The organism is Acinetobacter sp. YH16032, from assembly GCF_013417345.1.
Classification (GTDB): domain Bacteria; phylum Pseudomonadota; class Gammaproteobacteria; order Pseudomonadales; family Moraxellaceae; genus Acinetobacter.
In genome coordinates, this window is record NZ_VPEE01000005.1 from 1 (window position 1) to 19,795 (window position 19,795).

General features: G+C 39.3%; 20 protein-coding genes and 2 pseudogenes. 11 read left to right on the forward strand and 11 right to left on the reverse strand.

All coding sequences use genetic code 11. The annotated features are described in order from the left end of the window. The 7 genes and pseudogenes from FTV32_RS05295 to FTV32_RS05325 form a co-directional block, all read right to left on the reverse strand. Nucleotides 1-286: arsenate reductase ArsC (locus FTV32_RS05295; RefSeq protein WP_180028152.1), on the reverse strand; the 286-nt coding region annotated here is incomplete at its 3' end. Nucleotides 287-292: 6 nt separating this feature from the next. Beyond that, nucleotides 293-613, reverse strand: coding sequence for a metalloregulator ArsR/SmtB family transcription factor (locus FTV32_RS05300; protein WP_180028153.1), 321 nt, complete (start codon nucleotides 611-613; stop codon nucleotides 293-295). Between the two features lie 57 nt (nucleotides 614-670). Further along, nucleotides 671-1,105 (reverse strand): arsenate reductase (glutaredoxin), encoded by a 435-nt coding sequence (gene arsC, locus FTV32_RS05305; RefSeq protein WP_180028154.1) that lies wholly within the window; start codon nucleotides 1,103-1,105, stop codon nucleotides 671-673. 223 nt (nucleotides 1,106-1,328) lie between these two features. Next, nucleotides 1,329-2,180 (reverse strand): annotated as a pseudogene (locus FTV32_RS05310) (universal stress protein). A 72-nt stretch (nucleotides 2,181-2,252) separates the two neighbouring features. Next, the gene (locus FTV32_RS05315; protein ID WP_180028155.1) at nucleotides 2,253-4,040 is read right to left on the reverse strand and encodes a hypothetical protein; all 1,788 of its coding nucleotides are present in this window, start codon (nucleotides 4,038-4,040) and stop codon (nucleotides 2,253-2,255) included. Nucleotides 4,041-4,140: 100 nt separating this feature from the next. Continuing rightward, nucleotides 4,141-4,980, reverse strand: a pseudogene (locus FTV32_RS05320) (YifB family Mg chelatase-like AAA ATPase); the annotation flags it as partial. 89 nt (nucleotides 4,981-5,069) lie between these two features. Beyond that, entirely contained in the window at nucleotides 5,070-5,297 is a 228-nt protein-coding gene (locus FTV32_RS05325) for an accessory factor UbiK family protein (protein ID WP_092767430.1), read from the reverse strand. A 272-nt stretch (nucleotides 5,298-5,569) separates the two neighbouring features. Here FTV32_RS05325 and glnK point away from each other — a divergent pair, with 272 nt between their 5' ends. The 7 genes from glnK (at nucleotide 5,570) to FTV32_RS05360 (ending at nucleotide 11,731) form a co-directional block, all read left to right on the forward strand. Beyond that, entirely contained in the window at nucleotides 5,570-5,908 is a 339-nt protein-coding gene (glnK, locus tag FTV32_RS05330) for a P-II family nitrogen regulator (protein ID WP_004650081.1), read from the forward strand. Between the two features lie 59 nt (nucleotides 5,909-5,967). After that, a complete protein-coding gene (locus FTV32_RS05335) occupies nucleotides 5,968-7,362 on the forward strand; it encodes an ammonium transporter (RefSeq protein ID WP_092767361.1) in 1,395 nt (464 codons plus the stop codon). A 138-nt stretch (nucleotides 7,363-7,500) separates the two neighbouring features. Next, nucleotides 7,501-7,965 (forward strand): transcriptional regulator NrdR, encoded by a 465-nt coding sequence (gene nrdR, locus FTV32_RS05340; protein ID WP_092767359.1) that lies wholly within the window; start codon nucleotides 7,501-7,503, stop codon nucleotides 7,963-7,965. Nucleotides 7,966-7,996: 31 nt separating this feature from the next. Next, the gene (ribD, locus tag FTV32_RS05345) at nucleotides 7,997-9,094 is read left to right on the forward strand and encodes a bifunctional diaminohydroxyphosphoribosylaminopyrimidine deaminase/5-amino-6-(5-phosphoribosylamino)uracil reductase RibD (protein WP_180028157.1); all 1,098 of its coding nucleotides are present in this window, start codon (nucleotides 7,997-7,999) and stop codon (nucleotides 9,092-9,094) included. After that, nucleotides 9,091-10,383, forward strand: coding sequence for a DNA adenine methylase (locus tag FTV32_RS05350; RefSeq protein WP_180028158.1), 1,293 nt, complete (start codon nucleotides 9,091-9,093; stop codon nucleotides 10,381-10,383). The genes ribD and FTV32_RS05350 overlap by 4 nt, the downstream gene beginning before the upstream one ends. A gap of 28 nt (nucleotides 10,384-10,411) precedes the next feature. Then, complete coding sequence (locus tag FTV32_RS05355; RefSeq protein ID WP_092767353.1) at nucleotides 10,412-11,071, forward strand: riboflavin synthase; 660 nt, start codon at nucleotides 10,412-10,414, stop codon at nucleotides 11,069-11,071. Nucleotides 11,072-11,182: 111 nt separating this feature from the next. Continuing rightward, nucleotides 11,183-11,731: a VTT domain-containing protein gene (locus FTV32_RS05360; RefSeq protein WP_180028159.1), complete on the forward strand. Its 549-nt coding sequence runs from the start codon at nucleotides 11,183-11,185 to the stop codon at nucleotides 11,729-11,731. A gap of 44 nt (nucleotides 11,732-11,775) precedes the next feature. Here the strand turns inward: FTV32_RS05360 and FTV32_RS05365 are convergent, their stop codons facing one another. The 4 genes from FTV32_RS05365 to FTV32_RS05380 all read right to left on the reverse strand — a co-directional run bounded on the left by FTV32_RS05365 (nucleotide 11,776) and on the right by FTV32_RS05380 (nucleotide 14,589). Continuing rightward, the gene (locus FTV32_RS05365; RefSeq protein ID WP_180028160.1) at nucleotides 11,776-11,994 is read right to left on the reverse strand and encodes a hypothetical protein; all 219 of its coding nucleotides are present in this window, start codon (nucleotides 11,992-11,994) and stop codon (nucleotides 11,776-11,778) included. 109 nt (nucleotides 11,995-12,103) lie between these two features. Further along, nucleotides 12,104-12,712 carry a hypothetical protein gene (locus tag FTV32_RS05370; protein WP_180028161.1) on the reverse strand — a complete coding sequence of 203 codons (609 nt, stop codon included), beginning with the start codon at nucleotides 12,710-12,712 and terminating at the stop codon, nucleotides 12,104-12,106. A 30-nt stretch (nucleotides 12,713-12,742) separates the two neighbouring features. Beyond that, nucleotides 12,743-13,150, reverse strand: coding sequence for a DNA polymerase III subunit chi (locus FTV32_RS05375; protein ID WP_180028162.1), 408 nt, complete (start codon nucleotides 13,148-13,150; stop codon nucleotides 12,743-12,745). Beyond that, complete coding sequence (locus FTV32_RS05380; protein WP_092767344.1) at nucleotides 13,150-14,589, reverse strand: leucyl aminopeptidase; 1,440 nt, start codon at nucleotides 14,587-14,589, stop codon at nucleotides 13,150-13,152. Before FTV32_RS05380 ends, FTV32_RS05375 begins: the two co-directional genes overlap by 1 nt. A gap of 143 nt (nucleotides 14,590-14,732) precedes the next feature. Between FTV32_RS05380 and lptF the strand changes: the two genes are divergently transcribed. From lptF to FTV32_RS05400, 4 genes are all read left to right on the forward strand, one after another. Then, entirely contained in the window at nucleotides 14,733-15,833 is a 1,101-nt protein-coding gene (gene lptF / locus FTV32_RS05385) for an LPS export ABC transporter permease LptF (protein WP_092767342.1), read from the forward strand. Then, nucleotides 15,833-16,903: an LPS export ABC transporter permease LptG gene (gene lptG, locus FTV32_RS05390; protein ID WP_035263894.1), complete on the forward strand. Its 1,071-nt coding sequence runs from the start codon at nucleotides 15,833-15,835 to the stop codon at nucleotides 16,901-16,903. Before lptF ends, lptG begins: the two co-directional genes overlap by 1 nt. 123 nt (nucleotides 16,904-17,026) lie before the next feature. Beyond that, a complete protein-coding gene (gpmI, locus tag FTV32_RS05395; RefSeq protein WP_180028163.1) occupies nucleotides 17,027-18,571 on the forward strand; it encodes a 2,3-bisphosphoglycerate-independent phosphoglycerate mutase in 1,545 nt (514 codons plus the stop codon). A 20-nt stretch (nucleotides 18,572-18,591) separates the two neighbouring features. Next, nucleotides 18,592-19,767 (forward strand): S41 family peptidase, encoded by a 1,176-nt coding sequence (locus FTV32_RS05400; RefSeq protein WP_257227591.1) that lies wholly within the window; start codon nucleotides 18,592-18,594, stop codon nucleotides 19,765-19,767. The last annotated feature ends 28 nt before the right edge of the window (nucleotides 19,768-19,795 follow it).

Sequence of the window (19,795 nt, forward strand, 5' to 3'; positions counted from 1 at the left end):
TCGCTCCACCTAAATAAAGCGGACACGCTTCTTGTGCTGCTGAATCACAAACCGTAATCACCACGTCAGGTTGATATTGTTCACAATCATCAATGGTTTTACTCCACAAACCATCTGTTGAAAGACCAAGATTTTCTAAAGTTTCTATGGTCAATGGATGTACTTGCCCTGATGGCTTGCTACCTGCACTGTATGCTTTCCAACCCTCAGGGGCACGACTATTAAACAGCACTTCTGACAGGATGCTACGGCAACTATTTCCAGTACACAAAAAAAGGAATTTCATATTTTTCTACTCACAATAACTATTGATTTGTTGAAATGATGGAGCAACTTTTGGCTGTAAATCAGCATTTTTAAGGGTGTTAAGTACGTTTATGCACCAAGTGGGTAAATTAGGATTGAGACTGTAATAGACCCATTGTCCTTGGCGTCGATCTTGTAAAAGACCAGAAGAACGCAGTAAGGCTAAATGCCGTGAAATCTTGGGTTGGCTCAACTCTAGTTTTTCAGTCAAATCACAGACACACTGCTCATTATTCCCAAGAACCAACATGACAATGTTGAATCGTGTTTCATCAGCCAAACATTTAAAGAAATTGATTTGATCCATATTTTCACTCACTCAAACATATGGATATATTGATATTCACATATATCCATGAAGTTTTTATTTCAATCGCTGCCCATTTGCATCAATCACTTGTTCACCATCTTCTTTAGTGAAAGCACCTTTTTGTGAGAGGGGCAGAATTTCTAAAACAAGTTCTGACGGACGACTTAAACGAGTTCCTAATTCAGTTACCACGAATGGACGGTTAATCAAAATTGGATACTGAAGCATAAAATCTAAAAGCTGTTCATCCGTCCAATCATCACGTTCTAGTTCTAGCTCAGAATACGGCACAACATTTTTACGAATTGCCTCTCGCACGGTTAAACCCGCATTTACGATCATTTGAATCAGTTCATTTTTCGATGGTGGTGTAACTAGATACTCAATCACTTCAGGTTCAATGTTGGCATTACGAATTAAGGCCAATGTGTTGCGTGATGTTCCACATTCAGGGTTGTGATAAATCTTCACTTTTGGAGTAGCAGACATTTGCTCAAACTCAATTGAATCTTTGAATATATTTATATACGAATAAACATATATATGCAAATACATATATTCTATTTTATAAAATCTTGATCTGGCATTATTATATTTATGATGTCTTCTCAGTTTTATGGTTATAGCTCTATTTTCCAATTATGAGTTATTTTATCGCTTTATAACTTATTAAAAATAAAGGGGTAGACCAAAAATCTACCCCTTCATGAAATTATCGTAGTAACAGGACTGGTTTATTAGCGCTTGTGATCACTTTAGTGGTGGTACTACCAATAAAAAATTGACGTATCTTTGAATGACCATAAGCCCCAACCACAATCAAATCGATTTGATGCTGTTCAGCGTAATTGATAATTGCCTTATCAACTTCACCATCCAACGTATTCAAGGTGATATTAAAACCTTGTGATTCAAGTTGCTCTTTTGCCCAAGAGAGCTGATTTTGCATTTCACTATTCGGATTTCCTACATAAACCAAATGTACTGCAAGACCTTTAAGTAATGGGCTTGACGCAATGCGTTCAACACATTTTCTTGCAGTTGGACTACCATCAAAAGCAACTAAAAATGAATGTGGCTTTTGGAATGGAGAGGATGCAATCAATACGGGTTTATGAATAGCACGTACAATACTTTCGATCTGCGAACCAATTTTGTCAGAACGGTATTAAGTCTGAGTGCCGTGTTTGCCCATAATCAACACAAGAATGTCTTCTTCCAATCCAACAACAGTTTCCAATAAACTCCCATGTCTTTGGAAACTATGAGCATCCAAACTGAACTTTTCGAGTACATATTTTTTTGCTTCTCTTAGCAAAACTTTTCCATGTTCAAGCTCAATCTTGCCCTTGCGTTCTTCAAGCTCAACCCACTCTTGCAAAAGTTTTTCACGGCTACCCAAGCCAATTGCGCCACTCAAATCTTGAGGTGCTTGAGCTTTGGGTGTATCGATTACGTGTAAAAGTTCAAGAGGTGCGTTGAGTTTTTGGCTAAACCAAGCTGCATAATCACATACGGTATTTGTACCGAGTGAGCCATCTATACATGCAATTATTTTTGACATTGTTCTAACTCCTTTTAGTGATTACTCATACATAAGGTTGTGTAAAAAATACTCTTTAATTTAAAAACCCATCTACTTCTGTAGACTTATGAATAAGTTTTTAAAGCGATTTTTCCATTCATTTGGTGTTGCGTATAAATGTTTTATTGCAATCATTTTATGAATAAAACTATCACAATAGAGTGCCCATTTTTTGATTCCTTTGGCACTTTCTAGCTCAATGCAGATTTTTTTAATTTGTGCGCTTGTTAACTTCTGCTGTGTAAAGATAAGAAAAGCACAAAATGCTTCATGATTTTTATTTTTATGTATATCGATGAGATAGGAAAAATCTTTTTGATCTTTTAAGTCTAATTTTAAGAACAATAATTTTCGCCCTTTATCATAATCAATCCATGAAGGATGTTTGGGTTCAGGCACAAGTTTTTTGATTTGAAGTAAATTAATACTCGCTATCACTTCTCCATGTTCATTAATTGCAGACAGGTGTTCTAGAGGAGAGTCCATTTCTGAAGAAAGTTCTTGGAGAGATTGAATAATATATTGAATATCAAAGCGCTCATCCCTACTAGGTGGTGTATCTGTAGTTTCAGATTTTTTGATCTTAGTATTTTTATTGCCATATGGTTCATCAGATGATGTTTCGACATCTTTTGATTTATCTGAATATGGATGATTGGGTGTGCCAACCTCAATTGGATCATTGGTTGGTTCATTAAAAGAATACTTCAAAATATCTTGTGTATTTCCAGTTTCCACATCAGATCGCTTACGGTATTCACCGCTTGTTCTTGATGGTGGTTTTTGTGTATTGATATGCTCATTTTTATTTTGAGTTTTTTCACGAGGTCGAGGGTTTTTCTCATCAGGTTTTGAAATAGTATTAGTGAGGTCTTTATTGACATCAATCATGTGATCGTTAATAGGATCAAATTTTTTCACTCTAGTAATAAAAAAGCGTATCTTATTGTCATCTAGCCAAATTCCTTCTGCTTCAAGAAAAAGCTTTGTAGGGTGTGGCGGAAATACAATTGGATATCGTGTGCCTGTGCCATGCTGAAGATGATTAAACTCAGTAATCTCCATACTTCTTTGGATTTTATCAACTATCGTCTGAACATGCTGATTTAAGGCTAGATTGGCAAGAAAAATAATTGCAGTCTCGCCAATATCTTCATAGGGCTTTCTGATTTTTATTTTATATTCAATATTATCATCCTCAACTTCTGTTGTATAAGATTCTAAAAAGCGATTAATGATGGATTGGCTTGAAGTTCCTAATAAGAGTCCGCGAATATCCTTACGATTGACGAATAAGCTATGTAAAACATGAATTGAGGAAGTGATGACTTGAGTTCCATCATTAGAATGCATTAAGCAGTGATTCACTTTACGATATGAATCATTGGTGTATTTGGTAAATGGATAGCCTTGAAGAACATAATCAACTTTATTTGGGAGGAAATAGTTTTTTAAAGGAATGTAGTATTCAGAAGTATTGGGGACTCTGTCAGTAAGTTTTATATTCTTAGGTTTATTATTGGTGAAGTCGAAAGAAAATCGTTTTGTAATGAGTTTGCCTGAAAATCGATAGGATTGATCGGTTAAAACATTTCCATCCCAAATACTGCCATGTTGAACAGCATCAAGATCAAGTACGGGAACAAGGAATGTTGAGCACTTATCTAAAAATAACCATTGATCACTTTTTCTAATCTCAATTAATAACACTTCGACAAAAGGATTAGTTGAGTCGTTATCTTCATTTCGAACAAGTCCACCATATCTATAAACCACTCGACTAATATTATCATTTGGGAAGCAATCAATAGTCGTTATTTTGTCATTATTAACAGGCATATATTTTTACAAAATGAAAAATTAAAGCTTATAGATAATATACTTTTTATTCTTGCTCTAGTTTATTTGTGTAAACTCTGATTTATTTGTGGAGCCGACATCCACCACCAACCAAGGCCACAGCGGATGCCGTATGATGTGGCGCTCTAAAGGGGCGATGACCAAATTGATAAGGTGTATTTGCAATGGAGTAAATACTTGCGACCTCTAAGTGTTCTTGATTGGTTAATGGGGGCAAGATGCCAGACAATCTTGAGGCAAGCAGTGTTTTACCAGTGCCTGGCGGGCCTTTAAATAAAATAGAATGTCCACCAGCTGCTGCAATTTCTAAGGCGCGTCTTGGACGTAATTGACCTTTGACATCAGCGAGATCAAATCGATTTATTTGAGGTTGGATCGTTTTATTCGCTAATATGGGTTGAATTGGACTCGATTGATCAAAGTGTTGGCAAACATCTTTTAATGACTTGGCTGTATACACCTCAAAATTGGGAAGAAGGGCTGCATCATCCAAATTACTCACAGGAATCATTAACTCATGACCTGCGGTTTGACATGCCATTGCGATAGTCAAAGTTCCAGTTACAGGTCTTAACAGACCATCGAGTGCCAATTCACCTATAAATTCAAAACGGTCAATATTTTGATCATGTAGTTGCCCTGAAGCGATTAAAATCCCCAAAGCAATAGGTAAATCAAGCCTTGAACTATCTTTGGGTAAATCAGCTGGGGCTAGATTGATCGTCAGCCGTTTGGTTGGAAATTGAAAACCGCTATTAATGATTGCAGAACGGACACGATCCTTACTTTCTCGAACAGCAGCTTCTGGAAGACCTACAATGGTGAGTGAAGGTAATCCTTGGCTGACATGAACCTCGACTTCAATCAGTGGTGCATGTAAACCAAGAAGACCTCGGGTATAAATTTTGGCAAATGACATAAAACTGAACCATTATTATATTATTTTTAGAATTGCTTTATTTTTAATCACTAACTTTGTGTTTAAGCACTGTATTGGTGCAATGTTGCTTATTTTTGATCGGAAATTAAGCTTTCTAATGATTTTAATTGCGTTTGAAGTTCTGTTAAACGCAAATTGGCATTGTTTAGTGCAGTTTTCTGACGCTCAATTTCTTCTTTAGAAACCAAATCCATTTTACTAATCGCTTCGTTTAACAACGCTCTCACATTTTTTTCTAAATCTTTCTTGGGTTGGTCAACCTGTTCTAAGATTGCCTGTAATAAAGTTTCAATCATAGTTCTTCCGAATAATAAGTCATCAACATTGAAGTTTAACATCCGTTTTAGATTGACCCTAGTGTTAACTACATTTCATAGGTTAAACCAATAAGAACATAAAAAAAATCCATCAAAATTCCCAATATTTTTAGAACATAAGACCGTGTAGGCGTATAAAATAGGTTATAAATAAGTTCATGCTGGCTGATTAATATCCCCAACCATTATGAAGTTTGGCATGAAATTTGAACATAAAACCTTACTGGTGAAAAAAGCCGAAGGAAAACAACATGAAACTCGTAACAGCAATTGTAAAACCATTCAAATTAGATGATGTGCGTGAAGCACTCTCTGAAATTGGCGTTCAAGGGATCACCGTAACTGAAGTAAAAGGTTTTGGTCGTCAAAAAGGTCATACTGAACTTTATCGTGGTGCTGAATATGTGGTTGATTTTTTACCTAAAGTAAAAATTGAAATCGCAATCAGTGACGAAATGGTTGATTCAGTGATTGAATCAATTACACGTGTAGCTAGTACTGGCAAAATTGGTGACGGAAAAATTTTCGTGACGAATCTAGAACAAGTTATCCGTATCCGTACTGGTGAGACTGGTGCTGACGCAGTTTAATTTGGCATGAAGTTTGCTGAGTAGCGAATAACTCACAAAAACTAGGTTGGGGGATACGAATGAAAAAAATGCTAATGGCGCTGAGCTTGTCTGGCGCACTCTTAGGTGGTTCTGTCGCATGGGCTGAAGAAGCAGTGTCAGAACCAACTTCTACTGAAGTTGCAGTTGTTGAAACTGAGGCTTCATCTACAGATTCTAATTTGGTTGAAACACTACCAGCAGCTCCAGAAGAAGCTCCTGCTGAAGAAGGGGCAGTTCTTGATACGGGTGACACTGCCTGGATTTTAGTTTCAACTGCACTCGTTTTACTCATGACCATTCCTGGTTTAGCGCTGTTTTACGGCGGTATGGTACGTAAAAAAAATGTCTTAAGTACCATGGCACACAGCTTTGTCGCTGCTGCGGTGGTCAGTATCGCTTGGGTAGTGGTTGGCTACACACTTGCTTTTGGTGAAGGTAATGCCTTTATTGGAAGTCTAGATAAATTTATGTTGTCTGGTATCACTACAGAAGCATTGAGTGGAACAATTCCAGAAATTTTATTTGTCATCTTCCAGATGACATTTGCAATCATTACCGTTGCCATTATTAGTGGTTCTATTGCTGAGCGTATGAAATTCAGTGCTTTTGTTGCGTTTATCGCAATTTGGGTGGTGGTTGTCTATGCTCCTATTACACATTGGGTATGGGGTGGTGGTTGGTTAGGTAACGATGGTGCACTTGATTTTGCAGGTGGTACTGTTGTTCATATTAACTCAGGTGTTGCTGGTTTAGTTGCGGCGTATATGCTTGGTAAGCGTATGGGGCTAGGCAAAGAATCAATGGCACCACATAACCTTACATTGACTGTCATTGGTGCGAGTTTAATTTGGGTCGGCTGGTTTGGCTTCAATGGTGGTTCTGCATTAGGTGCAAATGGTTCAGCAGGTTATGCATTGGTGGTAACTCAAGTTGCTGCTGCCGCTGCTGCCATTTCATGGTTAATCACTGAAAAAGTGGTTCGTGGCAAAGCTTCTGTGTTGGGTGCCGCATCAGGTGCGGTAGCGGGTCTGGTTGTGATTACGCCAGCTGCTGGATTCGTGACAGTAGGTGGTGCTTTAGCGATGGGCTTAATTGGTGGTGTCGTATGCTTCTGGGGTATTACAGCATTAAAACGTGCATTGAAAGCGGATGACTCATTAGATGCCTTTGGACTTCACGGTGTTGGTGGTATCGTTGGCGCAATTCTAACCGCATTCTTTGCAAGTGAGTTCATCATGGGCGATGCAGCACCTACAAACGTATTAAGCCAATTATGGGTACAAGTTGAAGGTGTTCTTGCAACAATCGCTTATTCAGCAATCCTGACATTCATCATCTTAAAAGTCATTGATTTAATCATCGGTATTCGTGTTGAGTCAGACGATGAGCGTATGGGTCTGGATTTAAGTCAACATGGTGAGCGCGTTGAATAACGATTAAACACAACAATCAATATATAGTGTGAAACAGCCCTTTGGGGCTGTTTTTTTTCTATATATTGATGAAAGCTCAACATGAGCAGAATTTTTTGATACACTTGGTGCAAATAGAATTTGTTCAATTAAACTGCTATGCATTGTCCATTTTGCAACGCCGCTGATAGTAAGGTGATTGATTCACGTTTAGCTGCTGAAGGCTGCCAAATTCGCCGTCGTCGTGAATGTATTAGTTGTAATGAGCGTTTTACTACTTTTGAAAGTTTTGAAGTGGTGATGCCTCGTGTCACCAAGTCCGATGGTAAAAACGAACCTTATGATGAAGCGAAACTTCGTCGTTCACTCATGCATGCTTTACAAAAACGTCCTGTGACACAAGAACAAATTGAAGCGGTGGTCAGTGATATTCAACTTCAAATTCGTCGACTAGGTGAACGTGATGTGCGTTCGCGTACTATAGGCGAAATTGTAATGAAGGCTTTATTTGCCCTTGATCATGTCGCATACGTACGTTTTGCCTCTGTATATCAAGATTTCCAAGATGTAGAAGCATTTCGCCGTCAAATCGAACAAATGCAACACCGAGATCAAGAACATTAATCTCGCCCCAAATTCAACTTCAAGGTTATGAATGTCTGAGTTCTCGCAACAACAGATCGATCAAGATCAAATGTGGATGCGTCGTGCAATAGCATTGGCGAAGCAAGGTCAATATTCGACAAAACCAAATCCTAATGTGGGTTGTGTCATTGTCAAAGACGGACAGATCATTGGTGAAGGTTTTCACCCCCAAGCTGGGCAACCACATGCCGAAGTGTTTGCACTTCGTCAAGCAGGGGAGCAAGCACAGGGTGCAACCGCGTATGTCACATTAGAACCTTGTGCGCATTATGGTCGTACTCCTCCTTGTGCTAAAGGTTTGGTCGAAGCGGGCATTGCAAAAGTGATAGTGGCTTGTTCAGACCCTAATCCATTGGTTGCTGGTAAAGGTGTGGCTATCCTACAACAAGCAGGTATAGACGTTGAAGTCGGGATCTGTGAGTTGGAAGCGCGTCCTTTGAACTTAGGCTTCTTTAAAGCTATGTCTAAGGGATTACCTTATGTACGTTTAAAGGTCGCGTCGAGTCTCGATGGTCGTACAGCAATGGCTTCAGGGGAGTCGAAGTGGATTACAGGTGAATTGGCACGTCAGGATGTTCAACATTGGCGTGCAATTTCTGGTGCAGTGATCACGGGTATTGAAACAGTGTTGGCTGATGATTGTCAGTTGAATGTTAGAGCTCTACCGAATATTCAATTAGAACGAGTTGTGCAGCCAAAACGTGTGATTTTAGATCGTCAAGGTCGCTTACCTTTAGATGCTAAAGTGTTAGAGAATCCTGATACTGTCATGGTCATGGGACCATTTCGAGCAGAACTTGCACAACTTGGCGTGATTCAATTCGAAGTTCAGCCCTTAGTTGAGTTGCTAAAAGTCTTAAAAGATTTTCAAATCTATGATGTGATGGTGGAAGCTGGTGCAACCCTATCTACTGCATTTTTGCAGGAAAATTTGGTAGACGAATTGATTAGTTATATTGCACCTACACTATTAGGTCAATCAGCTCGTCCAATGTTTAATGCTGAATTTAAACAAATGGCAGAACAACTCCGTTTTAAACTTCAAGATGTAACTCAGTTAGGTGATGACATCCGTTTAAAATTAATCCCTGATCAAGAGTCGCTATGAGTACAGAGTCAACGGTTTATCATAAACGTCGCCATGCAGCACGTACGACAGATGAGTATTTGTTTAATCAACTTGTGCCTTATTTAGGCAACAAGCGTCGTTTATTACATTTGATTCTTGAGGCATTAGAAAGCACTGGAACTTTGAATACGAGTTCAGGTCGAGCGCCTATCTTTGCGGACTTTTTTGCTGGGAGTGGTGTGGTTTCTCGTTTGGCTCGTCAAAATGGCTACCGAGTAATAGCGAATGATTGGGAGCCTTACAGCCACGCACTCAATCATGCCATATTATCATGTACTGAAGCTCCTGCTTTTAAAGAATTAGGCGGATATCAGAAAGCAATTGATTATCTTAATCGCTTGCCTGAGGTCAAAGGATGGGTAACACACAATCTCTGTCCTCGTAATGATGAGATCTATGATCCTTCACGAGACCGTTTATTCTTCAAACGTCGAAATGGCATGCGCATTGATGCAATTCGTCAACAAATTGCAACCTGGCAAGCTCAAGGTGCAATTGATGATGTGGAAATGAGCGCTTTACTTGCACCTTTATTGTATTCAGCAAGTTTTGTGAGTAATACGTCAGGCGTATTTAAGAGTTTCCATCACGGCTGGGGCGGTAAAACTCAGACGGCTTTAGAGCGAATTGAATCATTACTATGGCTGACCCCAAGTCGTTTTTGTGAAAATTCAAATCTGACAGGCCCAGCAGCTGAAATGTGGTGTGTGGATGCTCAACACTTAGCAAATCAAATGAGTGGTTTCGAAGTCGATGTGGCATATTTGGATCCACCCTATAATCAGCATGCGTATAGTAGCAACTATCATGTATTGAATGCTTTGACTTTATGGGATCAGGTAGATTTACCAAGTCCAGATACTAAGGGTTTCAAGAGTGGAATCGACCGTGCTTGGCGTAAAGAACGACCAAGCCCATACAATTCTTCTAAACATGCCAAAGAAGCGTATGAAAAGCTTTTGCAAACCATTAATGCACGCTATATTTTGACCAGCTATTCAACAGATGGAAATATTGAGGCTGGTGATTTACTTAAAGCGAATTTAGAGCGTGGACGAGTCACAATTTTGACTCAAGATGTTCCAAGATATCGTGTGAGTAAGCAGCGTCAGTCTGAGCGTGCGCGCGTTCTTGAGTTTATCGTGATTACAGACACGCACGCAAAATCAGGACCGCCAATTCGACAGTTACTTGGTCAGTTACACCACTATGCTGAATTGGGTGGAGTTGACACTACAGGCGTCGCTGAACAATTGGATTTATGGTAAAAATAGAACAAATTTAAGAGTACCCATTATGTTTACAGGCATTGTTGAAAGTTTAGGAAAAGTCGAAAGTTTACAAAATGTAGGTGGTGATATCCGCTTGCGTATACAGACTGATCTTGATATGTCTGATGTTCACTTGGGTGATTCTATTGCGACTAATGGCATCTGCTTAACTGTTATTGCATGGGGCAATCAATGGTACGAAGCAGATGTGTCACTTGAAAGTATTCATCGTACAACTTTATCGAGTTGGAAGGTTGGGCAAACCGTCAATGTAGAAAAAGCGATGTTACCAACAACTCGCTTTGGTGGTCATATTGTTAGTGGACATGTAGATGTTGTTGGTGAAATTACTGTGCAACGTCAAGATGCACGTTCACTCTATTTTGAGGTAACGGCCCCGCCTGAAATTGCAAAATATTTAGCGGAGAAAGGTTCCATCACAGTTGATGGAATTAGTCTTACAATCAATCATCTACGTGGCAATGTGTTGAGTTTAAATCTTATTCCTCATACTGCAGAGCGGACCAATATTAGTACGTGGAAAGTCGGGACTAAAGTAAACTTAGAAGTCGATGTACTTGCACGATATATTGAACGTTTATTGCTTGGGGATAAGGCTGCTGAACATAAACCTGAGTCTAAATTAAGCATGGAATTTTTAGCACAGAATGGCTTTTTACGTTAAAAAATGATTAAAATAGAAAACAGCCTAAATTTTTAGGCTGTTTTTTTGTTTAAATAAATTAGGTATACAATCTATCTAAAGGAGAAAGCAACATGCTCAGAGAACTTCAGAATGATTGATTTTTTACTGCATTTAGAGCAGCTTTTACCTAGTTTATTAGAGCAATATGGCGTATGGATTTACGCAATTTTATTTTTAGTGATATTTGCGGAAAATGGTTCCGTTTTCATGTTTTTTTTACCTGGGGACAGTTTGCTCATCGCCATCGGTGCTTTATGTTCGACCACTGAGTTGATTCATTTGCACTATATGGGATTGTTATTATTTATCGCCTCAGTCCTTGGTTATATTCTCAATTTCTATACAGGGCGATGGCTTGGTATTAAATATTTTAGCGACCACTCACGTTGGTTAAAACCTGAGTATATTGCCAAAACGAATGCTTATTTCGAAAAACATGGTGGTAAGACCATTTTAATTGCGCGCTTTATCCCTTTTGTACGTTCTTTTGCTCCATTCGCTGCTGGCTCTGGATATATGAGCTATAGCAGTTTCATGTTTTACAATATTATTGGTGCTTGGATTTGGATCGCACTTTTACTAGGTATGGGGTATGGCATGGGAAATATATTCTCAGCCGTTTTAGATTTTTTTGCTTAAATTGATACTTCAAACCAGATAAAAAAAGCCCTCAGTGGGCTCATTTAAATTTTATTAATGGTGAGTGATGTGCGATCAAACCAATTCTCTACCAAAGCTTCATCTTGAATTAAAAAGTCGCCTCTTTTCGACTCATGTTTTAAATACACTAAAACCGATTGAAAATCTGCTCGACTAATCAATAGTTCTTGAGCACTGATCGTGACATGTTCGCCAGATTTCAAATGAGTGATTCGTTCAGAGATGTTGTTTAAAAGATCCATGGTGATACTTTCCTCATGTCCGTCAAATCGCAGAGAGCATTTAAATCACATTCATGGTGTGACAAATATGTTTCATTTTGATGACACTAAGCATCCACCGTTCGAGCCTCTAAGAAGGTAGAGATGTATTTTTTAAAATAAGTTCGATCTCTTCTTTTGCTGCTGCTTGAAGTTTTGATTTAAAGATTTGTACGGTATCTTCAATCATGGTTTCAGCTTCAAGCTCGAGACGTAAACGAATCGTATCTAAATCTTGATGAATTGATAAATGCGCAGGAGAGTTTCCTGAAAAGTCCCGATGGGGTGTAGTCACTTTTTGGTATTTTTCAGTATATTCATCGATTTCTGCATCAATCACTTGTCGTAACTGTACGAGCGAATCGGTTTGTTGTTGAAATTTAAGATATTCATCTTGTAGAAGCTTTTGATTATAAGCCTCTTGCAGTGCACGTTTTTCTGCTAATGATTTTTCTAAAGCCAATTGCTTAAGAATACGAGCTTCTTCAATTAATCGTGCTTTTTCATCCGCATAAGCCTGTTCAACCTTTAATTGAGCCACTTGCTGGGCACGATTATCATGGTCTAGCCATTGCTCTGGTTGAGTTTGAGGTTCGAGTAAATCACTGATGCGATTAAGGTCGTCGATAAAAGCTTGGCGAACCGCTTCTGGCGCTTTCAACCAACGTTTTTTAAAATCTTGACCGACATTAATGGCCACCGTGATTCTCCTTTTTCCAATGACAACGCGCTAAAGTTTATGTGTTTGAGGTGAGATACCTAATTTTCGATAGGTTTTATATTTCTCTCGTCCAATTTCTTTGGCAGCTTCGTTGTTTTCAATAATTTCGATAATGTGACTGAAACGTGAAGGATCTTCAAGTGCATGAATGTGAAAATTAAACACGATCCATTCCTGAGTTTCAGGGAGCTTAGACGAAATACAAATAGCTGCTGATTGATCATCAATGCCATGTGCCAAAAAACTCTGCGGATCGAAACTCCAAAGTAAATCATCGAGTTCATTTTGAATGTTCAATTCTGGACAATGAATCCATATTTTTGCAGGGTTACGCAGAATTTTTCGACATAAACGACAGGCACTTTGGACCTGTCGTTCTGGACTCATTTCAAATAAGTAGAAGCTGATTTTAGACATTAATTTACGCGATTTGCAAGAAATTGAACCAATAATGGAACTGGGCGACCAGTTGCACCTTTTGCTGCGCCAGATGTCCAAGCTGTACCAGCAACATCTAAATGTGCCCAACGATATTCACGTGTGAAGCGTTGCAAGAAGCAAGCAGCTGTAACAGCACCAGCTTTTGGACCACCAATATTGGCAATATCGGCAAATGGAGAGTCAAGCTGTTCTTGGTAGTCATCATAGACAGGCATACGCCATACACGGTCAAAGGATTGTTCACCAGCTTGAGAAAGTTCATGTGCCAGTTCATCATCTGGTGTGAACATACCTGTTAAAACAGAGCCTAAAGCAACAACACAAGCGCCTGTTAATGTTGCGATATCAATCACAAGTTCTGGGTTAAAGCGATTGACATAGGTCAGCGTGTCACAGAGGACTAAGCGACCTTCGGCATCTGTATTTAGAATTTCAACAGTTTGACCACTCATCGTGGTGACGATATCACCTGGACGAGTTGCATGACCTGATGGCATGTTCTCAGCGGCCGCAATTGCACCTACAACATGAATCGGAAGGCGAGCTTCACAGAGTGAGCGCATGGTTCCTAAAACTGAAGCTGCACCACCCATATCGTATTTCATTTCATCCATGCCTAAACCTGGTTTTAATGAAATACCACCCGTATCGAAAGTGATCCCTTTACCCACGAGGACGATAGGAGCTTGTTCAAGTTGACCTTGATATTCAAGAGTAATGATACGTCCAGGACGATCTGAACCTTTGCTGACTGCAAGAAATGCATTCATGCCAAGATCAGCAATTTGCTGTTCATCTAGCACGGTTACTTTCAATAAATCTGGGAATTCTGCTGCCAATGCAATTGCATGATCCGCTAAATATTCAGGAAAACAAATATTTCCTGGACGATTTGCTAAATCACGTGCAACGTTTTGACCGCTTTCAATTGCTTGAATTAAGTTGAGTTGATTTGACGTTAGCGTAGAGTTTGATGCAATTAGATGAACTTGTTCGAGTATAAAGTCATTTTTTTTTGACTTAAACTCGTCAAAAGCATAGGCAGATTGAGTGAGTTTAAGTGCAAATAAGTAGTGTAACTCATTCGGCAAAGCTGAAATATCAACACTGATTTGTTTGAATTTTTTTTGTGAAGCTTTGATAATAGTTTGTGCAATTTTTGCTAATTTTGCAGCTTTAACTTCTTGTGCATTACCTAAGCCAAGTAGAATGCTATTCGGTTGATTTTCAATTTGACCCAATAACGATAAAGACTCATTGAAACCTGCTTTGAATTGAGCTGCTTCAGTTAGGCTGTCTAAATTGTTGATTTGATAGTTGCTTTTAACTGCATGGGTGTTTTCAGAGTCGACTAAAATAACCAAATGTTGGCTTTCTGAAATTTGTGCCAATGATGTATTAATTGAAAGTTTCATATGCTTGTTGTGTGCCTATTGAGACCGTTTAAATCATTAAACCATTGAAACACTACCAATGATAGAATTTCAATGAGGTTTTATATTTTTAACATTCGGGTAAACTAGCGCTAGCCGATTTAACCTAATTTTGGAAGATTACTTTGATTATAAGACGTTACCTCGTCAAACAAGTGGTATCTACCTCTGTGGTTGTGATTTCATTGCTTACACTCATCATGTTGGGTGGGCGTTTGATCAAGTATTTTGGCGTGGCAGCTCAGGGTCGAATGGATGCAAGTATTTTATTTAGCATCATTGGCTACCGTCTTCCAGAATTTTTGACATTGATCTTACCTTTAGGTTTTTTCATTGGTCTCATGTTGGTGTTTGGCCGACTGTATGTAGATCATGAAATGGCGGTTCTCAATGGCAGTGGTGTTAGTCGTAATCAATTGGCTCGTTTATTGTTACCTCTCACAGCCATTTATTTGGCCATTCAAACGGTATTAATGGTATGGATGTCTCCATGGGGTATACGTGAATTTGAAAAGCTTACGACGACCCAAGCGGTTCGATCAGGCTTTGATTTGGTACGTCCAAAAGAGTTTATTTCCTCAGGTCCTTATACCATTTATGCTGGTGCACTTTCAGAAGATCGTAAAAACTTAAAAGAAATTTTCTTCTATCAGCGAGCAGATAAGCCTGAAAAACCTGACATCATGATTTTAGCGAAAGAAGCGACACGTGTTGAAATGGTCGGTGAAACAGCGAGTGTTGTTGATTTAACCCAAGGTCGCCGTTACGAAATTTATCAAGATAGTCCGAAATATAGTCATACTGAATTTGCTTCATATCGTTTGCGTCTTGAAAGTGATAAAGAGGCGAAATTTGAAAGTGGTGATGTAGAAGCGTTACCAATTTCGAAGTTGATTGAAACTCGTGAAGATGCTGTAGTAGCCAGTGAATTGGGCTGGAGAATATTTGTGCCATTTACATTGATTGTGGCATTGATGTTAGCAACGGCATTGTCTGAGGTTACTCCACGCCAAGGACGATATTTAAAATTATTTCCTGCACTCTTAATTTTTGCTAGTTTGATTGTGGCATTAATGGCGATTAAAACCAGAATTAGTAAAGATGAGATTGGTATTTGGGCTTATCCCGCTATCTTGATTGTTTATGCAGTGGGTGCAGCGATTTTCTCGCGTAAACAAAAACTAGCACCTAAGTTAAAAAAACGAATTGAGCAGGTGAAATCATAATGTTGGCACGTCGAATTGTCGCAAAACATGTGACGAAAACCACAGCGCTGGCGATGTTGGGTGCTACAGCGATTTTATCAGCCCTTCAAATTCTTTTTACCTATATGGGTGAATTAGGCAGCCTGAAAGAAGGATATGGAGCTTGGCAAGCGCTTATTCATGTTCTATGGGCTTCACCGCAATATTTATATGAAATTTTACCTATTTCAGCATTGATTGGTGCAGTGCTCGGTTTGGGTTCAATGGCTTCAAATAGTGAGCTGATTGTCATGCGCGCTTCAGGGATTAGCCTGTGGCGTATTGTGGGTTGGGTCATGCGCTCAGCAATGCTCTTGGTATTGCTTTCATTTTTACTCAGTGAATATGTTATTCCTTACACCAATGAGCGGGCGGAAAGTATTAAAGACCGTCGTTCTGTTGCTGAGCTTGGCGAAGTCAAAGGGTATTGGACTAGAGAAGGTCAACGATTTATTTATATTGACTATGCAAATGCGCAAGGGCAGTTACGTCAAGTTGAGATGATGGACTTTGATCAAGATTATCGTCTGAAGTCAGTCTTGACTGCGAATCAAGGTCAATTTGTACAAAATGGACAATGGTCTTTAATTGAAGCCAGTCAGATGGATATTTTTCCTGAAGGCTATTCGAGACTGATTCAAACTCCTCAGCAGGATGTTGCTTTAGCGCTTCAACCTAAATATGTTCATATGGTGACGATTGATCCTGAAGATTTAGCTCCAAGTCAATTGATCAGTTTTATGCGCTATATGGATGAATATAGTCAAGTTCCTAAAACGTATTTACTTGCATTCTGGCAAAAAGTGGCTTCGCCATTTGCATTGTTGGCACTTGTACTGATTGCTTGCTCATTTATTTTTGGCCCTTTACGTCAACAATCCATGGGATTTCGTTTAGTAATTGCGTTATTTGTAGGGCTTGGTTTTTACTACCTACAAGACTTCTTAGGGTACGCGAGTTTGGTGTATTCACCATCTCCCGCTTGGTTTGTTTTTCTGCCAATTGTGCTTATCTTTGCGGTAGGTAGCTATTTGCTATATCGAGCGCGCTAGAGAATTTTTAAATTGAAAAATAGATGGTCTAGATCAATCAAAGCCATCGTGTTCAGATAGAGTCTTAATGAAAAATTCGTTAAGATACGTTGATTAATTTGTAAACAGAAAAGAGTGTATATCATGACGGATGCAACTGCTGGCAAAATCCCTCACGTTTTAGTCATTATGGATGGTGTGGGTCATCGTGAAGCGGTCGAAGATAATGCTTTTCTTGCAGCGAAAACACCTAATTTAACTGCAATGAAACAGAATCATCCACATGGTCTGATTTCAGGTTCAGGTGAAGATGTTGGTCTTCCAGATGGCCAAATGGGGAATTCAGAAGTTGGTCATATGAATCTTGGTGCTGGACGCGTGTTGTATCAAGATTTCACTCGTATTACCAAAGATATCCGTACTGGTGATTTCTATAAACATGAAGTATTGGTTGATGCTGTAGAAAAAGCAAAAGAAAATCAAAAAGCAGTACATATTTTTGGATTGTTGTCTGAAGGTGGTGTTCACTCTCATGAAGATCATATTGTTGCTATGGCAGAGTTGGCACTAAAAAGAGGTGCTCAAGTCTATTTACATGCTTTCTTAGATGGTCGTGATACTCCCCCAAAAAGTGCACAGCCCTCTTTAGAGAAATTAGATGCATTATTTGCCCAATACCCAGGTCAGGGTCGAATGGCAACCATGATCGGTCGTTATTTCGCAATGGATCGTGACAACCGTTGGGATCGTGTCGAACAAGCATATCGTTTATTAACAGAAGGTGAGGCTGTTCGCGTAGTTGAGTCTGCTGTGGAAGGTCTCGAACAAGCGTATGCTGCTGAAGAGTCAGATGAGTTTGTGAAAGCAACACGTATTGGGGATGTAGCCGCAGTACAAGATGGTGATGCTGTTGTTTTTATGAATTTCCGTGCAGATCGTGCTCGCGAATTGACAAAAGCATTTGTTGAACAAGGCTTCGATGGTTTCGAGCGTAAAGTTGTGCCTCAGCTTGCGAAATTTGTCATGTTAACGCGCTATCAAGCGACAATTAATGCGCCGGTGGCATATATGCCAGAACCGTTGGTCAATTCAATTGGTGAATACCTGTCTAATTTAGGTAAAACTCAATTACGTATCGCGGAAACTGAGAAATATGCCCATGTGACTTTCTTCTTCAGTGGTGGTCGTGAAGATGAGTATCCAGGTGAAAAACGTATTTTGATTCCATCACCAAATGTTGCAACCTATGATTTAAAACCAGAAATGAGTGCTTATGAAGTCACTGATGAGTTAGTGAATGCAATTAATTCAGGTGAATTTGACTTACTCGTTGTGAACTATGCAAATGGCGATATGGTTGGACATACAGGGGTATTCGATGCTGCCGTTAAAGCAGTAGAAGCAGTGGATGTCAGCTTAGGTCGTGTCTATGATGCAGTGATGGCGAAGAAAGGTCATATGTTGATCACTGCGGATCACGGTAATGTTGAACAAATGCAGGACTATGAAAGTGGTCAAGTCCATACTCAACATACAACTGAGCATGTGCCATTTATTTATGTAGGTCCAACTCAAGCAAAAATTGCAGAGGGTGGGGTGCTTGCAGACGTTGCACCGACATTATTGAATTTAATGCAGTTGCCTGTTCCTGCTGAAATGAAAGGTCGCAATTTAGTGACTTTAGTTTAAAAAATAAGAAGGAACTCAGTATGAATCCATTGTTATTCAAACTCATGTTAGGTCTAGCTTTAAGTTTGAATGGGGTTCATGCTTTCGCTGCTGGATCTAAGGGTCCAGCAGTTGATCCTTTAGAAGAAGACTGGTCATCAAACAGTTCAGAAGTTCCGATTGAATCTATACAGCAGTTTGTTCAGATTTACGGTACAGTAAAAGAAAACTATGTCACTGAAGTCACTGACGATCAGTTATTTTTACAAGCGATCCAAGGTTTGGTGAGTGGGCTAGATCGTTACTCTCGCTATTTATCTCCAGAAGATTATCGCCAACTCCTCAAATATACCGAGGAGGATTTAGCGAGTATCGATTTTGATCTTAGCTTTGATACCTCACGAGGTTTATGGCAGATCGAAAATTTAGATCCCGATAGTGACTCGGCAAAATTAGGATTGGCCAACGGCGTTACACTTTACAAAATTGATGGACAAGAGCTTAGATTGTTAAACCAAGATCAAGTCAAAGACTTGCTCAGCGGCTCGATTGGATCAACCATCAGTTTACAAAGATCACCGAACTCATCTCCAGTTATTTTAGTGAGAAATCAAAAACTAGATGTTGCCGATATACAAGCACATATGCTGAGTAATCAAGTTTTACTATTAAAGGTGAAAGTTTTTCAGCAAGATACTGCGAATGAAATAAAACGTTATATCGATGAGCATCATAGCCAACAACTCAAAGCTGTTTTAATAGATCTAAGAAATAATCCGGGTGGATTATTATCTTCTGCTGTGGAAACGGCAGATTTATTTTTAAATCAGGGTTTGATTGTATCTACACGTAGCCGTTCAGAAGGTGATCAACAATTCCAAGCTTTACCTGGACATGAATTTACAGGGCTTAAAGTCGGAGTATTGATTAATCAACGTTCGGCTTCTGCAGCAGAAGTATTTACGGCAGCAATGAAAGATCATCAACGCGCCGTAATCATTGGTGAAAAGAGTTATGGTAAAGGTGTTGTGCAAAAACTCTTTCCACTTGAAAATGGTGCGGCACTACAAATGACAGTATCTCATTACTTAACACCCAATGGCGTCGAGATTGATGGGCAAGGCATAGCCCCTAATATCGAATATCCTTGGCCGCAGGATATGAAAGAAGAGGTTTACCTCCAACACGCAGCCGATTTGTTGTTAAGAAGCCGTTAAATATCATCAATATCGGGGTGATGCTAAG

What these genes read in the sequence shown, in the direction of transcription:
- FTV32_RS05300 (WP_180028153.1), bottom strand. Translation starts at nt 613, where the DNA reads ATGGATCAAATCAATTTCTTTAAATGTTTGGCTGATGAAACACGATTC.
- arsC (WP_180028154.1), bottom strand. Translation starts at nt 1,105, where the DNA reads ATGTCTGCTACTCCAAAAGTGAAGATTTATCACAACCCTGAATGTGGA.
- FTV32_RS05315 (WP_180028155.1), bottom strand. Translation starts at nt 4,040, where the DNA reads ATGCCTGTTAATAATGACAAAATAACGACTATTGATTGCTTCCCAAAT.
- FTV32_RS05325 (WP_092767430.1), bottom strand. Translation starts at nt 5,297, where the DNA reads ATGATTGAAACTTTATTACAGGCAATCTTAGAACAGGTTGACCAACCC.
- glnK (WP_004650081.1), top strand. Translation starts at nt 5,570, where the DNA reads ATGAAACTCGTAACAGCAATTGTAAAACCATTCAAATTAGATGATGTG.
- FTV32_RS05335 (WP_092767361.1), top strand. Translation starts at nt 5,968, where the DNA reads ATGAAAAAAATGCTAATGGCGCTGAGCTTGTCTGGCGCACTCTTAGGT.
- nrdR (WP_092767359.1), top strand. Translation starts at nt 7,501, where the DNA reads ATGCATTGTCCATTTTGCAACGCCGCTGATAGTAAGGTGATTGATTCA.
- ribD (WP_180028157.1), top strand. Translation starts at nt 7,997, where the DNA reads ATGTCTGAGTTCTCGCAACAACAGATCGATCAAGATCAAATGTGGATG.
- FTV32_RS05350 (WP_180028158.1), top strand. Translation starts at nt 9,091, where the DNA reads ATGAGTACAGAGTCAACGGTTTATCATAAACGTCGCCATGCAGCACGT.
- FTV32_RS05355 (WP_092767353.1), top strand. Translation starts at nt 10,412, where the DNA reads ATGTTTACAGGCATTGTTGAAAGTTTAGGAAAAGTCGAAAGTTTACAA.
- FTV32_RS05360 (WP_180028159.1), top strand. Translation starts at nt 11,183, where the DNA reads ATGATTGATTTTTTACTGCATTTAGAGCAGCTTTTACCTAGTTTATTA.
- FTV32_RS05365 (WP_180028160.1), bottom strand. Translation starts at nt 11,994, where the DNA reads ATGGATCTTTTAAACAACATCTCTGAACGAATCACTCATTTGAAATCT.
- FTV32_RS05375 (WP_180028162.1), bottom strand. Translation starts at nt 13,150, where the DNA reads ATGTCTAAAATCAGCTTCTACTTATTTGAAATGAGTCCAGAACGACAG.
- FTV32_RS05380 (WP_092767344.1), bottom strand. Translation starts at nt 14,589, where the DNA reads ATGAAACTTTCAATTAATACATCATTGGCACAAATTTCAGAAAGCCAA.
- lptG (WP_035263894.1), top strand. Translation starts at nt 15,833, where the DNA reads ATGTTGGCACGTCGAATTGTCGCAAAACATGTGACGAAAACCACAGCG.
- gpmI (WP_180028163.1), top strand. Translation starts at nt 17,027, where the DNA reads ATGACGGATGCAACTGCTGGCAAAATCCCTCACGTTTTAGTCATTATG.
- FTV32_RS05400 (WP_257227591.1), top strand. Translation starts at nt 18,592, where the DNA reads ATGAATCCATTGTTATTCAAACTCATGTTAGGTCTAGCTTTAAGTTTG.